Raw genomic sequence first — 19,381 nt, forward strand, 5'->3', positions numbered from 1 at the left:
AAAGTCAGGTTGCTTAACGTAAGAAAAGTAGATCTGATTCTGCAAGATGGGAACGGTATCGAACTTCATCGCAAATCGTATTACTTCGGGTCGAAGGGCACGAACTTAACGCCAGATGAATCGAAGGAGTTTACTATGAGTTACTGGGTGCCCACCGGCTTTCTCCGCGATGTGCGTAAGCTATCAGCAGGTCTTGCTTATGAGTTTAAAGTTCAAGAGGAGAAGCAATAAGAACAAGAGCTCATGGTCATCGACGGTTCCTCGTTGCGTTCGTTTCTGCTGAGAATGTTCAGTCTCTATCTTCGCTTAATTTTGCGGCATTGTCGGTGTTAATGATCAAACAATTTGACACAAAGTGTTTCCTCCTAACGTAACGAGCAGGCCGGACTTGATCATTCACTAGGCGTCAGATGAAGTGAGTCTAGGCGGCTTCTGTGATATCTCACAGCTGTCGCAAGAATGTCGCAACTTTTTCTCATGTTATCAGACATCCCTTTCTTTTTGACATCAATAACTTAGACCCTGAAATGGCTTGCTTGGGGTGCGAGTGGTCGCCCGTTCAAATCGGGTCGCCCCGACCATATTTTTTAAGCTATGCTGACGCCTTCTTGCGGGCTAAGCCGCCTTACGATTCTTTAGATTCTTTCGGTGAGCTTCGAGAAATCGGCAATCATCAATGCCATGTCCCATATCTCTTTCAAAAGGGCAAGTCTGTTCAATCTGACTTCTTCCCTCTTGTCCATGACAAGGACAGCTTCAAAGAAACTGTTGACAGGCCCCGTCAGAGCCGAAAGGGCTTTCAGCGCGTCTTCGTATTTCCTCTCCCTTATTATGCCCTCGATCGCGGCCCTGGTCTTTGTTACCTCATGGTGCAGGGTTCCTTCCTCGGGCTCTGTGAAGAGTTCTTCCCTGACCCCGGGGATAGGGAGGTCCGGTATGATGTTGTTGATGCGCTTTACGGCAAGGAGGAAACTGTTGTATGCTGCCTCCCCCGTAAACTTCGTTATGGTGACGAGCCTTTCCTTGATTTCAGAAAGGGGAAGATCACCGACGAGGTGAAGGACGGACTGGATGATGTCCGTGCGATAATCCTGTGAAGCATAGAGTGCCTCGATCCTCTGAAGGAAGAACTTGAGCACCTCATCGGACAGGGAAGGCCTTTTCTCCTTTACACCCTCTTCCGCCCTTCTGAAGAGTTCCTTCAGAGTTATCGGGTATCCCTTCTCACTCAGAATGGCGATGACTGCCAATGCCTGTCTCCGTAAAGCAAAGGGATCTTCGGAACCGGTCGGGATAAGCCCAATCGCAAAAAATGAAACAACATTGTCTGTCTTATCCGCAAGGCTCACCACAGAGCCTTCATCCGTCTCAGGAAGCCCGTCGCCAGAATGTGCTGGCAGATACTGCTCCACAATCGCATCGGCGACAACCTTTCCTTCTCCGTCATGGAGTGCATAGTATTTGCCCATCAGTCCCTGGAGTTCAGGGAATTCACCCACGACACCGGTAATGAGATCAGTCTTGCTCAGCCACGCTGCCCTTTCGATCTTGGCCCTCTTCTCCGGGAAAAAGAGCCCTGAGAGGGATGATGCGAGTCTGACAATCTTCTCGGTCTTCTCGTAGAGGCTTCCGATCCTGTCATGGAAGGTTACCCGTTTAAGGTCCTCTATCCTGGCGCCGAGTGAGGTCTTCAGGTCGTCCTCATAATAGAACCGCGCGTCCTCGAATCTCGCTTTAATGACACGCTCTGACCCGGCCTGTATCGTCCCTGCGTTCTCCTCCTTGGTATTGCTGATAACAATAAAATGATTCCTGAGCCTTCCCCGCTCGTCTTCGATAGCAAAGAATTTCTGGTGGTCCCTCATGACCGTAATAAGCAATTCCTTCGGAAGGCTGAGGTAATCCGCCGGGAATTTGCAGAGGAAAGGCACCGGATACTCTGTAAGATAGGTCACGGTGTCGAGGAGAGCCTCATCCATGACCGGCATTCCTCCCACCGAGGCTGCAAGCCTCGTTATCCCCTCCGTGATAATCCTTCTCCTCGTCTCCTGATCGACGATCACATAGCTGTTCTCCATAAGGTGAACGTACGTCGATATCTCCTTCACAACAAAGGAACCCGGGGAGAGGAAGCGGTGGCCCTTTGTTATGTTTGCGCTCCGTATGCCGTCGATCTCGAAATGGATCGTCTCTCCGCCGAAGATCGTCAGTATCCAGTGAATGGGCCTGACGAACCTTAGGTTGCCGTCACCCCATCTCATCGATTTCGGAAAGGTCAGCGAAAGGATGACCTTCCGAAGGATCTCAGCCATGACGTCCCTGACAGCAACACCCTTCTGTTCGATAACGGCAACGAGGTATTCTCCCTTGTCCTTGACCCTTGTCACAAGGCTCGCCACTTCAACCCCCTGAGAAGCAGCAAAACCGACGGCGGCTTTCGTCGGCTTGCCGTCAGTGTCAAAGGCAGCCTTCCTGGGTGGGCCATAGACCTCTCTCGTCCTGTCCTTCTGCATCGCGGGGACGCCTTTGACGAGAAGGGTGAGCCGCCTTGGTGTTGCGAGGGTACGAATATCGGCGAAATCTATCGAATATTCATTGAAAGCAGCAATGGTCTTCTCTTTGAGCATGACCAAAGCGCCGGGGATAAACCGTGCCGGTATCTCCTCGGTTCCTATCTCCAGGAGAAGATCGTTCTTCAAGTCCTGCTCCTGAGAAGGGGGAACTCCATCTCTTCTCTCTGCCGGTAGTATGCCTCTGCGCAGAGCTTTGCGATCCCCCGAACGCGGGCGATATACCCTGTCCTCTCCGTCACAGAAAAGGCCCCTCTCGCGTCGAGGAGATTGAAGGTGTGGGAACATTTGAGACAGAACTCATAGGAGGGGAGGACAAGCCCAAGGCTGTTGAGCCTTCTCGCCTCCCTCTCGTATGCCTCAAACTGTTTCATGAGGAGATCGGTGTCCGCATAGTCGAAGTTGAACTTCGAAAACTCGACCTCACCGACGTAATGGACATCCCCGTACTTTATGCCGCCGCCCCAGTCGAGCTTGAAGACGTTGTCCACCTCCTGGAGATACATGGCGATCCTTTCGAGTCCGTAGGTGATCTCAAGAGATACAGGCTTCAGATCGATTCCTCCCACCTGTTGAAAATAGGTGAATTGCGTTATCTCCATCCCGTCAAGCCAGACTTCCCACCCCAGTCCCCAGGCGCCGAGCGTCGGTGATTCCCAGTCATCCTCTACAAATCTGATGTCGTGCTTCAGGGAATCTATGCCCAGGTAACCGAGGCTTTCGAGGTAGAGTTCCTGGCTCTCAACCGGAGAAGGTTTCAGGATAACCTGAAATTGGTAATAATGCTGTAGTCTGTTCGGGTTCTCACCGTACCTGCCGTCAGTCGGCCTCCTGGACGGTTCAACATAGGCGACCTTCCAGGGCTCGGGTCCTATGACCCGGAAAAAGGTGGCCGGGTGGAACGTGCCGGCCCCTACCTCGGTATCGTAGGGCTGGAGGAGGACGCAGCCTTTCTTCGCCCAGAATTCATGGAGTTTCAATATGACGCTTTGAAAGTTCATAATAGCATGAAATCATAATGGAAAGATTTGGCTTTTGTCAAATTATGGTATAATTTTTGCGATGGCTGATAAGCGCTTCATGAAGGGCAATGAAGTGATAGCCGAAGCCGCTATCCAGGCAGGTTGCCGCTTCTATGCAGGATATCCGATAACCCCCCAGAACGAGATCCCTGAGTATCTGTCGAAGAGGATGGAGGACGTCGGCGGCGTTTTTATCCAGGCAGAGAGTGAAGTGGCGGCAATCAATATGGTTTACGGCGCAGCTGCCTGCGGCACCAGGGCGATGACCTCTTCGAGCAGCCCCGGCATAAGCCTGAAGCAGGAGGGGATCTCATATCTTGCAGGAGCTGAGCTCCCTGCTGTCATTGTAAACATGCAGAGGGGCGGCCCCGGTCTCGGCAACATTTCGGGGAGTCAGGCAGACTACTTTCAGTCGGTGAAAGGCGGCGGCCATGGCGACTACCGGCTCCTTGTCTATGCGCCTTACAATCTTCAGGAGCTTTGGGAGCTCACGATGCTCTCCTTTGATAAGGCCGACGAGTACAGGAATCCCGTCATGATCCTTGCTGACGGAATCCTGGGCCAGATGATGGAACCCTTTTCCCCGACACCCTACGTAAAGCCCGATCTCCCTGAGAAGACGTGGGCCTTGACGGGATGCAGAGGGAGAGAACCGAACGTCGTCAAGTCCCTTTACATGGGTGACGGAGAATTGGAATACCGGAACACCATTCTTCAGAAAAAGTTCGGCCGGATGAAGGACAAGGAAATACGGTACGAAGCAACAGCCACCGATGATGCCGAATTGATTGTCGTCGCCTTCGGCATTGCGGCGAGGATCGCCCTTTCTGCCGTGCGAAAAGCGAGAACCGACGGCCTGAAGGTGGGCCTCTTCAGGCCTATTACGCTCTTTCCCTTTCCCGAGAAAGAACTCCATGGTTTTGCAGGGGAAAAGAGAAGATTCCTCGTTGTCGAATTAAATGCCGGCCAGATGGTTGAAGATGTCAGACTCTCGGTCAACGGCAGATCAGAGGTCCACTTCTACGGGCGGCCGGGCGGCGCCATCGTCACACCCGAAGAAGTTCAGGAGCAGATTCAGAAGTTACAGGAATAACCCATCGTATATCCATAATCCATCTCGCCGGGACCAAAGCACTGGAATTACGTGCAGAGATCAGGACTTCACCTAACAGACACCGTATCACTGCCTATGAATTCGATTCGAAACGAGGACTATTCAGGATTGGCTATCTGAGAACACATCCTTCCTCTAGCCGTTATTTTCGTAACCTGTTAAGATAATTCATGTTACCACTGATAATCGAGACCGGATATTCCTCAGTTAAAAAATAATGAGGTGTCCAAAGTGTAACTTTGATCAGTCCGACGGCGGAACTGAATGCGCAAAATGCGGAATCGTGTTTGCGAAGTATCTGGCAATACAAAATCACGCATCTGATATATCTACGATTATTCTCCATCCCGGCTCCTCTGGGGAAGCACATGACAAGTCAAATAGACTAAGAGCATATCTTGGAAATGTGTTTTTTCACGCCGACGCCGAGATCAATGTATTTTACTTGATCGGAAGAGCACTTGTGCTGCTGCTAATTATTGTCTGGGGCCTGAAGTATATTTTTTCTTCTTTAGAGAGCAATTATTCCGGAAGCAGTTTCATGCATCTCATCAATCTTCCCTTTCATGAGGCTGGCCATGTCATATTCCGTATCTTTGGTCAATTCATGATGACGTTGGGTGGGAGCCTCACACAGTGCGTGGTGCCTCTCATATGTCTTTTGACGTTTCTCATGAAGACAAGGGACCCGTTTGCTGCTTCAATCTCGTTGTGGTGGCTGGGGGAGAACCTGATAGACCTGGCGCCATACATAAACGATGCGAGAGCGCTCAAGTTGATGCTCTTAGGCGGTGTGACCGGTCGGGATGTTGACGACTACCATGATTGGGAGTTCATATTGCGCAAGCTGGGATTGCTTGAATATGACCACCTGCTGGCCAAGGCAGCGCATATGGTCGGAGCATTCATGATGATCTGCGCGTTTATATGGGGGGCAGGTGTGTTGTTAACCCAATACAGGAATCGTCACTCGGACTAGAGAAAAAGCAACAGCGTTCATATGGTCATGACGGATTATCTTCTTCCTGTAGTCCGCAAATGTGTAACCTGATATAATAATGCATAGTACAAATTATAATAGATGGAGGATACAGTGGATGTCCTTCTAGCGCTAGCAGGGTTGGGAATAGCGATATGGGCCATATCTACTTTGTTTTCACCACCCAAGAAGCATAAGGACTTTACCTTGCATGACCGTGACGAGGCAACAGCTAGAGCCTTGGGTGGAGGAAGTGGACCACCTGATTTAACTAAACTTGAGCCTACGGTAAAAGAAGAAAAGCGAAAAAGACATAAGGGTGATCAGTAGATCATCATGTAAGATGTCCTTCCTGAACTCTTCATCTCTGCTCTCTGATATAATTGTGCATAGTACACCAAGTAATTCTTGGAGGGACAACGGTACTTGGCTGCGATTCATGTATCAAATGTCAAAATGTTCGGATTAAGGTTAAGAGAAATAATAGTCTTTTTATTGACGGTCTTCGTACTATTGTATTTTGGTTATAAGAAACAAACAGTCGCCCTAGTGATCGCATACCTCTTGTTGGTGCCGACACTTTATCTCATTAAGAAAAGGAAGAAGCTATCCTATTGGCAAGAGAAATTTATTGCTTATCTCATAGGTCTTTCAATTTTTGCTTTCGTCATCCCCTTCGAAGATCTTCTCGCTTTGACTGTGGGCTCGCTTATCGCTGGGATAATAATATCCGTCGCAAAAAGCAGCAAGTGGAAGAAAGTCAATAAGGATGAAGAGATGCTTCCAAAATGGGAGGGAGAAGAGGAAGACAAAAGGGGAAAAACTTCTTGAACGATTTTGCCACGGAAGAAGCATTGCTGGACACCGCAACATACAGGAGATTTGGCATCACCAGCCTAATATTCGCTGTCGCGGGCTTGCTCTGGTTCGTGGTGTGTTTTTCTGCAAAAGAGGCACGATGGTGGAACTCTCTATGGTTCTTTCTGCTGATCTTCCTGTTCTCTGTTGTATCTGGCATTATTGGTCGTAGGAGCATTTGGGGTGTTCTTGGTGTTGTCTTCGGCGGCATAGGATCGTTGGTTGTCGGCTTTCTGCTGTATGTCGGGTAGGAGGAGTAGCTTCGGAAATCCGCAACAGTTTCATTTCTGTGAAAGTGCGGAGTCGTCGGTGTACTCCGCGATCCGACTGTTTCGGACATTGTCCGTCAGGTCAAGTAGCGGCAACTACAAATTATGGGCTATCCGATCTTCCCGAACTCCCTCTCAAAATAGCCTAATGTGAGGTCGTCATAGATGCAAAATTCGACAACTTCGAGGCTCGTCTTCGGATTCTCCTTCAGATATGTTGCTGCTTCCTTGACAAGTATCTCCGCGCACCGGTCCTTCGGGAATCCGAAGATGCCCGAGCTTATGGCGGGCAGGGAAATACTCTTGAGACCTTTCCCAGAGGCGAGCTTGATACTGTTCAGAACGGCATTCTTCAGCTTACTGTCTTCGTCGCCCTCTCCCATCCTCGGTCCTACGGCATGAATGACATACCGCGCCGGGAGTCTGCCGGCGCCAGTCACAGCAGCATTGCCCACGGGGACATAACCGATTCTGTCACTCTCCTCCTGGATAATCCGGCCCCCCTTTCGTACAATAGCCCCTGCAACTCCTCCTCCGTGCTGGAGATAAGAATTTGCCGCGTTCACAATTGCATCGACATCCCTCTCTGTTATGTCAGCCTGAACAAGACGAAGCGTTTTTCCCCAGATCACCTTTTCTCCCACGACTTTCATAGTTCCTCCGTAGAGAGCCCCTTGACGTGCTCTCTCTGTCAGCCTAACAATCTTTTTGAGCTCCGCTTCCGCGCCGTAACGATGTCCTCAGCAGACTCCGAGGAATTGTCGTACATACCCTGTGTGGAATAATACTAAAAAACGCGCTTTCTTACAAACAGATTCTTTATGTGATACAATAGAATAGTAAGACAGGGAGGATTCAGCATAGCAGCTGTTCACGGAAACATAACAGGCCTGAAAGGTTCGCAACTCCATGCCCTCGAAAGGATCTATCGGAGAAGGGTTCCCCGTGACAAGGTAATCACCCCTGAACTCGCGCGGTATCTCACAGGGTTATCATCATCAATCAATCGCCAGATCGGTCTGCTCATCACCCGGTCCGGCAATATCACCCATGTCATCGTGGGAGACGCGAAAGGTATCCTAATCCCTGAGCTCTCTCACTATCCCATCGGCAAGAAGGCGCTCAGGGGGATCAGGCTCGTCCATACCCATCTGAAGGGTGAACCGCTGAATCAGGACGACCTTACCGACCTCTCACTCCTGAGGTTTGACCTCGTCGCTGCCCTGGGGATCAAGGATTCCCTGCCGGACACGATCTCCCTCGCTCATCTCATGCCCCAGGACTCTGAGAGGTCCGTCGAGATAACACCTCCAGAGAATTTCCATCAGCTCAGCATGGACTTCTTCTCGTTCATCACCGCCCTCGACGGCGAGATGGAGAGAAGGAGAACCTTCAGTCAGGATGAAAAGAGGGAGAGGGCAATCCTTGTCAGCGTATCGACAAGACCAAGGTATGAGCAGGAGGATTCGATCGAGGAACTCAGAGACCTCGCCTATTCGAGCGGAGTCCTTGTCCTCGATACGGTAATCCAGAGGCCGAAGGAAATCAACCCGCGGTTTCTCATGGGGGAAGGTAAGCTGAAGGAGCTTGTCATTAATGCCATGAACAAGGGCGCAACGATCCTGATCTTTGACCAGGCCTTGAACGCCTCTCAAACCAAGGCGATAGGGGAATCAACGGAACTGAAGGTTATCGACCGTCCCCAGTTGATCCTCGACATCTTTGCCCAGCGCGCCCACAGCAGGGACGGAAAGGTCCAGGTTGAACTTGCACAGCTCAAGTACCGCCTGCCGAGACTCACGGGGAGAGGCACGGCAATGTCAAGACTCATGGGAGGGATCGGAGGGAGAGGCCCTGGTGAGATGAAGCTCGAGATCGACAGAAGGCGTGTCCGTGACAGGATCGGTCTCCTCGAAAAAGAGCTCAAAGCCCTTTCGTGCGCGCGCAGACAGAGAAGGCAAAGGAGGATCGAGACGGGCATCCCCATCATCTCGATCGTTGGGTACACCAATGCCGGAAAATCAACCCTTCTCAATGCCCTCACGAGGAGCGAGATCTTTGTTGAGGACAAGATGTTCGCCACCCTCGATACGTCGAGCAGGCGGCTCAGGTTCCCTCGGGAGAGGGAGGTCATCATCACCGACACCGTCGGCTTCATCAGGGACCTTCCGAACGACCTTGTAGCGGCCTTTAAATCGACGCTCGAAGAACTTGAGGATGCGGACCTCCTCGTACATCTTGTCGATATATCAAATCCACGGTTCGAGGAACATATGGCATCGGTGGAACGAATACTCGAAGAGCTGAATCTCGCTCATAAACAGCAGCTTCTCGTCTTCAACAAGACCGACCGGGTATCGGCTGAAGTCGCTGCCAATGTCAGGATGCGTTTCAATGCCATCGCAATCTCCGCCGTCGACCCCTCAAGCCTGAAGCCTTTTCTTGATGCGATAGAAGCCCATCTCTGGGATAGCAAAATGGCAGTCGCAATAGTATAATAAAGGATTATTTCGGTAAAGGAGAAGAGAGATCTCATGGACTTTAAGCCTAAGTGGATCGCCTGGGAGATAACGAGGAGATGCAACCTTAGATGTGTGCATTGCCGTTCCTCCTCTGAAATGGAAGTGCAGGGTCATCCCGACTTTTCTACGGAAGAGGCCTTCAGAATCATCGACGACATATCCTCCTATGCACAGCCGGTCATGGTCCTGTCCGGCGGTGAGCCCCTCATGAGGAGCGATGTTTTTGACATCGCTCGATACGGCAGCGGGAAAGGTCTGAGGATGTGTCTTGCCACAAACGGCACCCTCATTACCGAGGAGATATGCGGAAGGATAAAGGACTCCGGGATGAGGATCGTATCGCTGAGCCTTGACGGATCGACGGAGGAGGTACACGACGATTTCAGGAATGAGAAAGGCGCCTTCGCGGGGATCGTGAACGCTGCGCGGTTATTCAGAAAGCACGACATCGAGTTCATCATTAACTCTTCCTTCACGAGAAGGAACCAGGAGGAGATACCAAAGGTCTACCGGTTTGCAAAAGAACTCGGGGCAACTGCCTGGTATATGTTCATGATCGTCCCCACCGGCAGAGGCGAAGAGATCATGAACGAGCTCATTTCGAAGGAGGACTATGAGGAGATCCTCGAATGGCATTACCAGATGGAGAAGGAAGAACACGATATGCTCGTGAGACCGACGTGTGCGCCGCACTACTACAGGGTAGTCCTCCAGCAGGCAAAGGAAGAAGGTGTCAGGCTTGAACGGAGGACTCTTAAGTTTTCGACAGGCGGATCAAAGGGCTGTATCGCTGGCCAGCTCATATGTCTCATCAATGTGGACGGCGATGTGCTCCCCTGCAGTTATTTCCCGAAGTCCGCGGGCAATATAAAGAGACAGTCCTTCAAGGACATCTGGGAGAACTCAGACCTGTTCCTGGAGTTGCGGGATTTCAAGAGGTATAAGGGAAGGTGCGGGTCCTGTGAATATATCAATGTCTGTGGCGGCTGCAGGGCGCGCTCCTATTCTGTTTACGGAGACTACCTCGAGGAAGAGCCCTTCTGCGGCTACCTGCCGGTGAAGATGGAGAAAAAGAAGGTTGCCCGCAACTGAAGGGCAAGGAGATGCAGCAATTTTTCATGAGAGGACACGCAGACTAAAGCTGAGGACCTTACCACGGACCTTCGTGACAGCTGTGGTATAAACTCTTTTTCAGTGACGAGGAGGTTTTATGAACGATACTTTTCTGAAGGCGTGCCGTGGCGAAAAAACGGATTATACCCCTGTATGGCTCATGAGGCAGGCCGGAAGGTACCTTCCCGAATATCAGGCGGTCAGAAGCGGTGTTGATTTTCTCACTCTCTGCAAGACGCCCGAACTCGCTGCAAAGGTCACAAAGCAGCCCGTCGATATTCTCGGTGTGGACGCAGCGATACTCTTCTCCGATATCCTCATCCCCGTTGAGGCCATGGGTATGCACCTTGAATTTTCCGACAAGAAGGGGCCTGTTCTGAACGACCCTGTGCGGACGAAATCAGGAGTGGACCGCCTGACCATTCCCGACACAGAAGATAGCATGTCTTTTGTCCTCGAGGCGATCAGGCTGCTGACGGCTGACCTCCAGGTGCCCCTTATCGGTTTCTCCGGCGCTCCCTTTACCCTCGCCACCTATATGATTGAAGGCGGCAGCACAAGAAACTTTGTAAACACCAAGAAGATGATGTTTCAGAACCCCGGTCTTTTCGATCTCTTTATGGATAAGATAACCCTGACCGTCATATCTTACCTTGCTTCTCAGGTAAGGGCCGGGGCCCATGCTGTCCAGCTCTTCGACTCCTGGGCAGGCGTCCTCACCCCGGAAGACTACAGAACCTTCGCCCTTCCCTCTGTAAAGAAGGCCGTCTCCGAAATCAGAAAAGAGGGCGTCCCGGTAATATACTTCGTGAATGACTGCGCCGGACTCCTGAAGGATGTCAGGAAATGCGGCGCCGACGTGATAGGCGTTGACTGGAGGGTTGACCTCCATGATGCCGTCAAGAAGCTCGGCAAAAAATGTATTGTTCAGGGCAATCTCGATCCCTGCGCCCTCTTTCTTCCGCAGGAGAAGATCGATGACAGGGTCAAAGATATTCTCTGGAAGGGGGAATTCGCGAGGGGCCACATCTTCAACCTCGGCCACGGGATCCTGCCGGAGACGCCGGTCGACAATGCGAGGGCGATGGTCGATGCTGTTCACAAATACAGTGAAAGGTAACATGACTTTCTTTCTTCGGTACCCTATGGCAAGAGGTTGGTAAGATAGAAACGACCGGCGTAATTCTCCTCAACCTTGGAGGTCCCGATTCCCTCGAGGCCATAAGGCCCTTCCTCTACAATCTCTTCTCCGACCGAAAGATCATCAGACTTGGGCCACCGTTCCTCCAAAAACCGATTGCCTGGCTCATAGCAAGCCTCCGCTCAAAGAAGACCAAAGAGATGTATCGGCATATCGGCGGCCGATCACCGATCCTCGCAATCACGTCGGGCCAGGCAGAGGCCCTTGAAGAAGCGCTGAACGGACCGGGCGTCAGGGGCAAGCGGCTCAAGGTCTCCGTCGGCATGCGTTACTGGCATCCATCCATAGAAGAAGCCGTAAGAAGAATGTATGACGGCGGCATACGGCGGGCCCTTGCCCTCAGTCTCTATCCCCACTACTCCCTTGCCACATCAGGATCTTCCCTCTCCGTATTTACCGAGACCGCAAAGAAATACGGCATGGAAAGTTCTGCGATTTCATCCTGGCCCGAGCACCCCCTATACATCGATGCTCTCGCCGACGTCATCAGAAAGGGCATGGCAGCCTTTGGACATGAGGGGGTGGAGGTGCTCTTCAGCGCCCACAGCCTGCCGCTCAGTATCATAGAAGCCGGAGACCCCTATGTCAAACATATTACCGGCACCATTGACGAAGTGGTGAAGAAGACCGGCATCCGGTGGCATCTCTCCTATCAGAGCAAGAGCGGTCCTGTTGCATGGCTCAGCCCCTCCACGGAGGAAAAGATCCGTGAACTCGCACAGAAGGGCGTCAGAGACCTCCTCGTTGTGCCGATTAGCTTTGTATCGGACCATATAGAAACACTCTACGAAATTGATATATTATACAAGGGACTCGGAGAGAGACTCGGAATGAAGCTTGTCAGGGCGGAATCATTAAACACCCATCCCCTCTTCATCAACGCTCTGAAAGACCTGGTCCTGAAACGTCTCGACGAACTGCGTTGGTAACACTATCACCGGCGCCCGGGAGGAATGACTCGCCGGGCAGGAAAGGAGCATACCTTGAAGGATGAGGAGATCATCGAAGTGCTGAAGAAAGAGAACGAGGAATTCAGAAAGCTGGATGAGGAGCACAAAAATCTCAAGGTTACCCTTGCGGAGATCGACAAGAAAGTCTATCTCACCACTGAAGAGGACCTGGAGAGGAAAAAGATCCAGAAGCTAAAACTCATGAAAAAGGACCGCATGGCCGAGATGATCCGGGAGTACAAGAAGAGCCATACGGTATAGAACGGTTGAAGGATGACGTATGCGGGATGAAAGATAGGATTTCCTTGACATTCATCCTTCGACCCTCATAATTCATAATTTCTGATAAAGGGGGTACTTTTGCTGTGAGGAGCAAACTGATCAAGGAAGGTCTGGAGCGGGTTCCCCACAGGGCGCTGCTCTATGCAACAGGCATTCCGAAGACCGAGATGAATAAACCCTTCATCGGTGTTGCCACGAGTTTCACAGACATCATTCCCGGCCACACCGGAATGAGAGACCTCGAACGCTTCATAGAAAAGGGGGTGCATACCGGAGGGGGCTACCCCTTCTTCTTCGGTATCCCCGGTATCTGCGACGGCATAGCCATGGGCCACTCGGGGATGCACTATTCCCTGGCGTCACGGGAGCTCATCGCTGATATGGTCGAGACCGTAGCCCAGGCCCACCAGCTTGATGGGCTCGTCCTTCTCACAAACTGCGATAAGATAACGCCTGGCATGCTCATGGCTGCGGCAAGAATCAATATCCCTTCCATTGTCGTGACCGCTGGTCCCATGCTTTCCGGCCACTACAGAGGCAGGAGACTCAATCTCACGAGTGATACCTTTGAAGCCGTCGGTAAATACAAAAAGGGACTCATTGAGGATGAGGAACTCAGGGCCCTCGAGATGTGCGCCTGCCCGGGCGCCGGCTCATGCCAGGGTATGTACACCGCAAATACGATGGCCTGCATTACCGAGGCCCTCGGAATGAGCCTGCCGAAATGTGCGACGGAACTCGCCGTCTCAGCGGCCAAGCGGAGGATTGCCTTTGAAAGCGGGAGGCGGATTGTGGAGGCAGTCAAAAAAAATCTGACTCCGAGAAAGATACTTACGAGGAAGGCCTTTGAGAACGCCGTTATGGTCGATCTTGCCCTCGGCGGATCGACAAATACGACGCTCCATATTCCCGCTATCGCCCACGAGGCTCAGATCGATCTGCCCCTCGAGGTCTTCGACACCATGAGCAGGAAGACTCCCCATATTGCAAACATGATTCCGGGCGGAGAGCATTACATGGAAGACCTGGACCATGCTGGCGGCATCCCCGCTGTCTTGAAGAGGCTCAGGGACAGTCTTCACGACACGGTTACCGTGAGCGGACGAAGCTTATTTGAGATTGCAGACTCTGCAATGATCTTCGATGAGGACGTCATCAGACCCCTTCACAGGGCATACCACAGGGAAGGCGGCATCGCGATCCTCAGGGGGAACCTTGCACCCGACGGCGCAGTTGTCAAACAGACAGCTGTTTCAAAGAAGATGATGAGGTTTGAGGGCGGGGCAAGGGTGTATGACTCTGAGGAGGCCGGGATGAAGGCCATCCTGAAGGGAGATATTGGAGCGGGCGATGTTGTCGTGATCCGCTATGAGGGGCCGAAGGGAGGGCCGGGCATGAGAGAGATGCTCTCCCCCACCGCAACGATAGCCGGTATGGGACTTGCGGAATCTGTCGCGCTCATTACTGACGGAAGGTTCTCCGGCGGCACACGGGGACCTTGCATAGGACATATATCTCCCGAGGCTATGGAAGGCGGACCAATTGCGGTGATTCGGGACAACGACAGGATCAGGATCGACATCCCGAAGAGGAGGGTCGATCTTCTCGTGTCCAACGACGAGATCAAAAAAAGGCTTTCCCAGTGGAAGCCGCCGAAGCCGAAGATAACAAAAGGCTACCTTTCCCGGTATGCGAGGATGGTGAGTTCTGCGGGAAAGGGAGCGATCATGGAATAGTCCCCCTGAGTCATTGATTTCTCCCGCTTTTTTTTGCATTTGCACAGACCGTTTTGTTAGAATGGTAAACGGTAAAACGTTATAAGGAGTGATGGGTCTATGAAAATCTCTGGTGCTGAGATCATTCTCGAATCTCTGAAAAGGGAGGGAGCGCGGCATATCTTCGGATACCCCGGCGGTGTCGTGCTGAACATCTTCGACCTCCTCTACGATAACAAGGACATCCAGCTGATATTGACGAGGCATGAGCAGGGAGCGATTCACGCTGCTGACGGTTATGCGAGGGCTACGGGAAAGGCCGGCGTCGCTCTTGTGACCTCAGGCCCTGGAGCGACCAATACGGTCACCGGCATTGCCACGGCCTCTATGGATTCAATCCCTCTCGTCGTCCTTTCCGGACAGGTGCCGACCATGCTCATCGGCAATGACGCCTTTCAGGAGGCAGACATCGTGGGGATTACGAGGCCCTGCACAAAGTACAACTATCTCGTCAAGGACGTAAAGGAGCTCTCGAAGATCATACGGGAGGCCTTTCACATAGCTATGACGGGAAGGCCCGGGCCCGTGCTCATAGACCTCCCCAAAGACGTGACTGCGGCAAAGACGGAATTCACCTGGCCCATTATAGACATCAAGAGCTATAAACCGACGTACGAGGGAAATAAGTACATGATAACCCAGGCTGCCCATCTCATCGCTAAGGCCAGGAAGCCCGTGATCGTCGCAGGCGGAGGCGTCATCAGCTCCGGAGCTTCAAACGAGCTGAGAGATCTGGCTGAATATACGAATACCCCTGTCACCATGACCCTCATGGGCCTCGGAGGTTTTCCCGGAACCCACAAGCTCTCCCTCGGTATGCTCGGTATGCACGGGACCTATTATGCAAACAAGGCCGTCCAGGATTCCGATCTCCTCATCGCCATTGGTATGCGCTTTGACGACAGAGTCACCGGAAAGATCGATGCCTTTGCCCCGCACGCAAAGATCATCCATATCGACATAGACCCAACATCCATCAGGAAAAACGTCAGGGTCGACGCCCCGATCGTCGGAGACGTAAAGCGGGTGCTCCTCGTCCTGAATAAGGTATTAAAGGAAGACCTTCAGGAACAGTGGGAAGAGGTGAGAAAGGCCTGGCTCAAACAGATCAAGGCATGGCAGGCCGAGAGACCCCTGACCTACACCTGGAGCGACGACGTGATAAAGCCCCAGTTCGTCGTCGAAAAGATCTACGAGCTCACAAAGGGCGATGCCATCATCTGCACAGAGGTAGGACAGAACCAGATGTGGGCCGCCCAGTTTTACCGGTATGACAGGCCGAGGACATGGCTCTCCTCAGGAGGTCTCGGAACCATGGGTTACGGGTTTCCAGCGGCGATCGGAGCTCAACTCGCCTTCCCGAACAAACTCGTCATCGATATTGCCGGTGACGGCAGCATACAGATGAACATACAGGAACTTGCGACAGCCATCATTAACAAACTTCCGGTAAAGGTCGCCATCCTCAACAACCGCTACCTCGGAATGGTCAGGCAGTGGCAGGAACTCTTCTACGACGAGAGATACTCATACAGCCATCTCGATGTCACTCCGAATTTTGTCGAAGTCGCCCATGCTTATGGCGCCGTCGGTCTTCGCGCAACGAAGCCCTCTGAAGTCGTGCCGGTCCTGAAAGAGGCCTTCAAGATAAAGAAACCGGTATTCATGGACTTTGTGATCGACTGGAAAGAGAAGGTATACCCCATGGTGCCTGCAGGAGCTGCGATAGACCAGATGCTCTTTGAAGAGCCTGAGAAGAAGCAGGAGAAGAAGCTCAAGGCGGTGAAATAAGGAGGAGATATGCGGCATACCATCTCTGTTCTTGTCGAAAATAAATTCGGTGTTCTTTCGAGGATCTCGGGACTCTTCAGCGGACGGGGCTATAACATCGAGAGCCTCTCGGTAGGCGAGACCGTGGACCCGCAGGTCTCGATCATGACCATCGTCACCACAGGCGACGACCAGATCATCGAGCAGATCACAAAGCAGCTCAACAAGCTCATCGATGTTATCAAAGTCACGGATATGACAGAGCTTGAGCATGTGGAACGCGAGATGGTTCTCGTCAAGGTCTCTCCGCGGCAGGAGGACAAGACGGAGGTCCTGAACATCGCCCAAATCTTCCGGGGTAGGATCGTTGACTCAAGCCAGAAGACCTATACCATCGAGATCACCGGTGAAGAGAAAAAGATTGAAGCCTTTATCGAATTGATGAAGCCCATGGGCATCAAGGAGTTTGTGAGAACGGGAAAAGTGGCCATATCGAGGGAAGGCATAAAGAAGAGATGAGACAAGCCGAAGGCTGAAAGTGCGGATGATTCAGCAATCATGATCGACCTTAAGAAGATCCCCTTTTTTGACACCCTCACCGACGCCGATTTCAAAGAGATCGTTCCCTATTTCTCAGCGGCGTCCTTCCGCAAGAGGGATGTGATTTTTTCCGAGGGAGACCTTCCTGACTGGCTCTATATCGTCCTTGGCGGGAAGATCAAGATTACCAAGGTCTCCATGGAGGGCAAGGAGATCATCCTCGAGGTGATACAGCCGAATGATTTCTTCGGCGGTGTCGCAGTCCTCAAAGGCTTCCCCTATCCTGCAAATGCCATAGCCATGGAAGACTCGAAGGTCCTGAAGATCTCCAGGTCCAATCTCCTGAAGGTCCTCGACAGGTTCCCGAACCTCATGTACCGTATGGCGCTCCAGTTGGGGGAGCGGATGAAAGGTTCCCATGAATCCCTGAAGAATATCGCCCTTGAACGCGTCGAATCAAGAATCGCATCTCTCCTTCTCAAACTGGCGGACAAGACAGGTCAGAAACTCGAGGCCGGCCTCCTCATCGATATGAAACTGACGAAGCAGGATATCGCAGAGATGGTCGGTACCACGATCGAGACATCCATACGAACCATGTCAAAGTTCAAGAAATCGGGTATCCTTTCCGAGAAGGAAGGAAAGATCGTTATCAAGAATATCGAGAAGCTGAGGTCTTTGTAAAGCCTCCCATTTGTCAATGAGGGAGGCCTGTCATTTTTCGTCAGTCCTCTAAAACATCACGCCTCCCTATCGTCAAGGTGGATCTTCTTTGGATGCCGAACTTCTGATAGACTTTCTTTAGAGATATACGGTGTTGAAGGAGACCGATATTTTTCATGCATAAAGTCAGGGACATGCTCTGGACGTGGCTGATGCCGGATCTGCCGGAAAGCACTGGCAGAGAGGAATGGATACGGCACGGCGGCAAATGGATCATCTTCGACCGAAAAGAGAGGATCATCAACATTGCCGAGAGGCTGGCGCCCTTCATAGACACAGGAAAGATCAAGAGTGCCAAGTACTGGAATGAGGATCCCAGTGCCATATGCGTCTATTCCTTCGACAGGGACAGGGAAGAAATTTGGGACATTCTCAAGGGGCTTGGGGCCGGAGAGAGCAGGGTTTGGGAGTACGACTACGCCTGGAACAAGAACCTCAAGAAACCCCTTGAGTTCGCCTATTCGTGGCTTTCGAAGTTCAGGACAATCCTGCAGAGTTATGGAATAGCCGGGACGTTGCGATTGATCAGAGAGGTGCTGGGACCGAGACAGACCCGATGAAGGTCTGAAACGTGGAAACGCGGGAAAAGATTGGAAATCCCAAGTCGTTTTCCCCGGTTATCCTCTCCCCCCTCACCCGAAGAGCCTCGGGAAAAAAGCCGGCACTCTTCTTCTATATGCCCTGTGGTCATCTCCGAACCTTTCCCCCAGCTCTTTATCTTCCAAGGGAATCACGAAGGCGTTGATAACGAGAAGATCGACGAGCGTGATGATCCCGACCGCGATCACCCCGGAAAAGAGAAAAACCCCGAAAAACATCATGGTGTGGGCCAGATAGGTCGGATGCCTGACAACTGAAAAAGGTCCTTTCGTGATAAGCCGCCCTCCAGACCGAGCGCCTATCTCAGGAAGACCCACCAGCCCCCACAGTCCGAGGAGTTTTCCGGTCCAGATGTGCAGTGATGTCCCAAGGCATAATAAGAGAGCGCCGGCAACACGGAGGGTGTCGGGAAAAGAGACTTTGGCCTTTAGCAGGAAATACCTCTGACAGTACAGAAAATACGCAAGGGGTAGCCAAGTAATGAGTGGCATCAAATAGGTCAGGAAACCGAGTCTCCTGAAGATACCTGTTGCACAGTGCACCGGAATCCAGAAAAGAGGAACAACAGGCCAGACGATGATTGCGGCAAGAGCGAGACTGTCAGTGTTCATCGCATCGATGTCCGTTGCGGTCCTCGCCACGTCTGAAGATACCATCACCCGCCGCCCCCGTCACACAGAGAGATCCGTCACGTTTAAACGAGATCAATGAGGAAGCTCCTGCTTATGCCTTTGAAGCCATCTCTCCATCACTCGTATCTCGGCTTGTTGTTCCTCTGATATCTTTTTCGTTCCGTTGTCTCGCTCCGTTCCAGCCATAGATTTGATCGTACAAGTAGCTTACCACATATTGGGCGATTTCTAGGAATGGGAAGAGAAAAAAGGATGATGATTTATAATGCATTTCGATTAAGGGCACCCTTTCTCTTGACACCCGAGGCCTTATAAGTGTTAAACCCGAGTTTCGCCAATAGCAGGACAGAAAAGAGATAATAGCATGTAATGAAGGCGAATTTTGGGCGTGCTCTGCTCCTGCCTATTGCTGCTGAAGGTCGAGACCGAGTTGCTTCAGTAGCACAGACTGCCTTTCTGTT

19 protein-coding genes are annotated in these 19,381 nt (G+C 51.8%); 15 read left to right on the top strand and 4 right to left on the bottom strand.

Translation table 11 applies throughout. From position 1 onward, the window contains the following. Positions 1-231, top strand: a 231-nt coding sequence (locus VFG09_02135; GenBank protein HET6513930.1) for a hypothetical protein, incomplete at its 5' end; no start/stop codon positions are given. A gap of 404 nt (positions 232-635) precedes the next feature. On the opposite strand, the gene glyS is transcribed toward VFG09_02135, so the two are convergent. Then, positions 636-2,699, bottom strand: coding sequence for a glycine--tRNA ligase subunit beta (gene glyS / locus VFG09_02140; GenBank protein ID HET6513931.1), 2,064 nt, complete (start codon positions 2,697-2,699; stop codon positions 636-638). Next, entirely contained in the window at positions 2,696-3,571 is an 876-nt protein-coding gene (gene glyQ, locus VFG09_02145) for a glycine--tRNA ligase subunit alpha (protein HET6513932.1), read from the bottom strand. Before glyQ ends, glyS begins: the two co-directional genes overlap by 4 nt. 61 nt (positions 3,572-3,632) lie before the next feature. Here glyQ and VFG09_02150 point away from each other — a divergent pair, with 61 nt between their 5' ends. The 4 genes from VFG09_02150 (at position 3,633) to VFG09_02165 (ending at position 6,794) form a co-directional block, all read left to right on the top strand. Next, positions 3,633-4,685 carry a 3-methyl-2-oxobutanoate dehydrogenase subunit VorB gene (locus tag VFG09_02150; GenBank protein ID HET6513933.1) on the top strand — a complete coding sequence of 351 codons (1,053 nt, stop codon included), beginning with the start codon at positions 3,633-3,635 and terminating at the stop codon, positions 4,683-4,685. A 304-nt stretch (positions 4,686-4,989) separates the two neighbouring features. Further along, positions 4,990-5,685 (top strand): hypothetical protein, encoded by a 696-nt coding sequence (locus VFG09_02155; protein ID HET6513934.1) that lies wholly within the window; start codon positions 4,990-4,992, stop codon positions 5,683-5,685. A gap of 426 nt (positions 5,686-6,111) precedes the next feature. Then, positions 6,112-6,516, top strand: a complete 405-nt coding sequence (locus VFG09_02160; GenBank protein ID HET6513935.1) for a hypothetical protein — start codon at positions 6,112-6,114, stop codon at positions 6,514-6,516. Then, the gene (locus VFG09_02165; GenBank protein ID HET6513936.1) at positions 6,513-6,794 is read left to right on the top strand and encodes a hypothetical protein; all 282 of its coding nucleotides are present in this window, start codon (positions 6,513-6,515) and stop codon (positions 6,792-6,794) included. The genes VFG09_02160 and VFG09_02165 overlap by 4 nt, the downstream gene beginning before the upstream one ends. A 128-nt stretch (positions 6,795-6,922) precedes the next feature. Here the strand turns inward: VFG09_02165 and VFG09_02170 are convergent, their stop codons facing one another. After that, entirely contained in the window at positions 6,923-7,465 is a 543-nt protein-coding gene (locus tag VFG09_02170; GenBank protein HET6513937.1) for a macro domain-containing protein, read from the bottom strand. Between the two features lie 405 nt (positions 7,466-7,870). Between VFG09_02170 and hflX the strand changes: the two genes are divergently transcribed. From hflX to VFG09_02220, 10 genes are all read left to right on the top strand, one after another. After that, a complete protein-coding gene (hflX, locus tag VFG09_02175; protein ID HET6513938.1) occupies positions 7,871-9,310 on the top strand; it encodes a GTPase HflX in 1,440 nt (479 codons plus the stop codon). A gap of 36 nt (positions 9,311-9,346) precedes the next feature. After that, positions 9,347-10,426 (top strand): radical SAM protein, encoded by a 1,080-nt coding sequence (locus VFG09_02180; GenBank protein HET6513939.1) that lies wholly within the window; start codon positions 9,347-9,349, stop codon positions 10,424-10,426. 118 nt (positions 10,427-10,544) lie between these two features. Beyond that, on the top strand, positions 10,545-11,567 hold the full coding sequence (gene hemE / locus VFG09_02185) for a uroporphyrinogen decarboxylase (protein ID HET6513940.1): 1,023 nt from the start codon (positions 10,545-10,547) through the stop codon (positions 11,565-11,567). A 44-nt stretch (positions 11,568-11,611) separates the two neighbouring features. Further along, complete coding sequence (hemH, locus tag VFG09_02190) at positions 11,612-12,577, top strand: ferrochelatase (protein HET6513941.1); 966 nt, start codon at positions 11,612-11,614, stop codon at positions 12,575-12,577. A 24-nt stretch (positions 12,578-12,601) separates the two neighbouring features. Next, positions 12,602-12,859: a DUF465 domain-containing protein gene (locus VFG09_02195; GenBank protein ID HET6513942.1), complete on the top strand. Its 258-nt coding sequence runs from the start codon at positions 12,602-12,604 to the stop codon at positions 12,857-12,859. A gap of 104 nt (positions 12,860-12,963) precedes the next feature. Then, positions 12,964-14,616 (top strand): dihydroxy-acid dehydratase, encoded by a 1,653-nt coding sequence (ilvD, locus tag VFG09_02200; GenBank protein ID HET6513943.1) that lies wholly within the window; start codon positions 12,964-12,966, stop codon positions 14,614-14,616. Positions 14,617-14,715: 99 nt separating this feature from the next. Next, positions 14,716-16,446: a biosynthetic-type acetolactate synthase large subunit gene (gene ilvB, locus VFG09_02205; protein HET6513944.1), complete on the top strand. Its 1,731-nt coding sequence runs from the start codon at positions 14,716-14,718 to the stop codon at positions 16,444-16,446. 9 nt (positions 16,447-16,455) lie between these two features. Beyond that, on the top strand, positions 16,456-16,944 hold the full coding sequence (ilvN, locus tag VFG09_02210; protein ID HET6513945.1) for an acetolactate synthase small subunit: 489 nt from the start codon (positions 16,456-16,458) through the stop codon (positions 16,942-16,944). 39 nt (positions 16,945-16,983) lie between these two features. Beyond that, positions 16,984-17,649 carry a Crp/Fnr family transcriptional regulator gene (locus tag VFG09_02215; GenBank protein ID HET6513946.1) on the top strand — a complete coding sequence of 222 codons (666 nt, stop codon included), beginning with the start codon at positions 16,984-16,986 and terminating at the stop codon, positions 17,647-17,649. A gap of 155 nt (positions 17,650-17,804) precedes the next feature. Beyond that, on the top strand, positions 17,805-18,248 hold the full coding sequence (locus VFG09_02220; protein HET6513947.1) for a hypothetical protein: 444 nt from the start codon (positions 17,805-17,807) through the stop codon (positions 18,246-18,248). Between the two features lie 72 nt (positions 18,249-18,320). Here VFG09_02220 and VFG09_02225 read toward each other — a convergent pair whose 3' ends face one another. Continuing rightward, positions 18,321-18,944: an isoprenylcysteine carboxylmethyltransferase family protein gene (locus VFG09_02225; GenBank protein HET6513948.1), complete on the bottom strand. Its 624-nt coding sequence runs from the start codon at positions 18,942-18,944 to the stop codon at positions 18,321-18,323. Positions 18,945-19,381: the final 437 nt, after the last annotated feature.

Source organism: Thermodesulfovibrionales bacterium (genome assembly GCA_035686305.1).
In the GTDB taxonomy this organism is placed as follows: domain Bacteria; phylum Nitrospirota; class Thermodesulfovibrionia; order Thermodesulfovibrionales; family UBA9159; genus DASRZP01.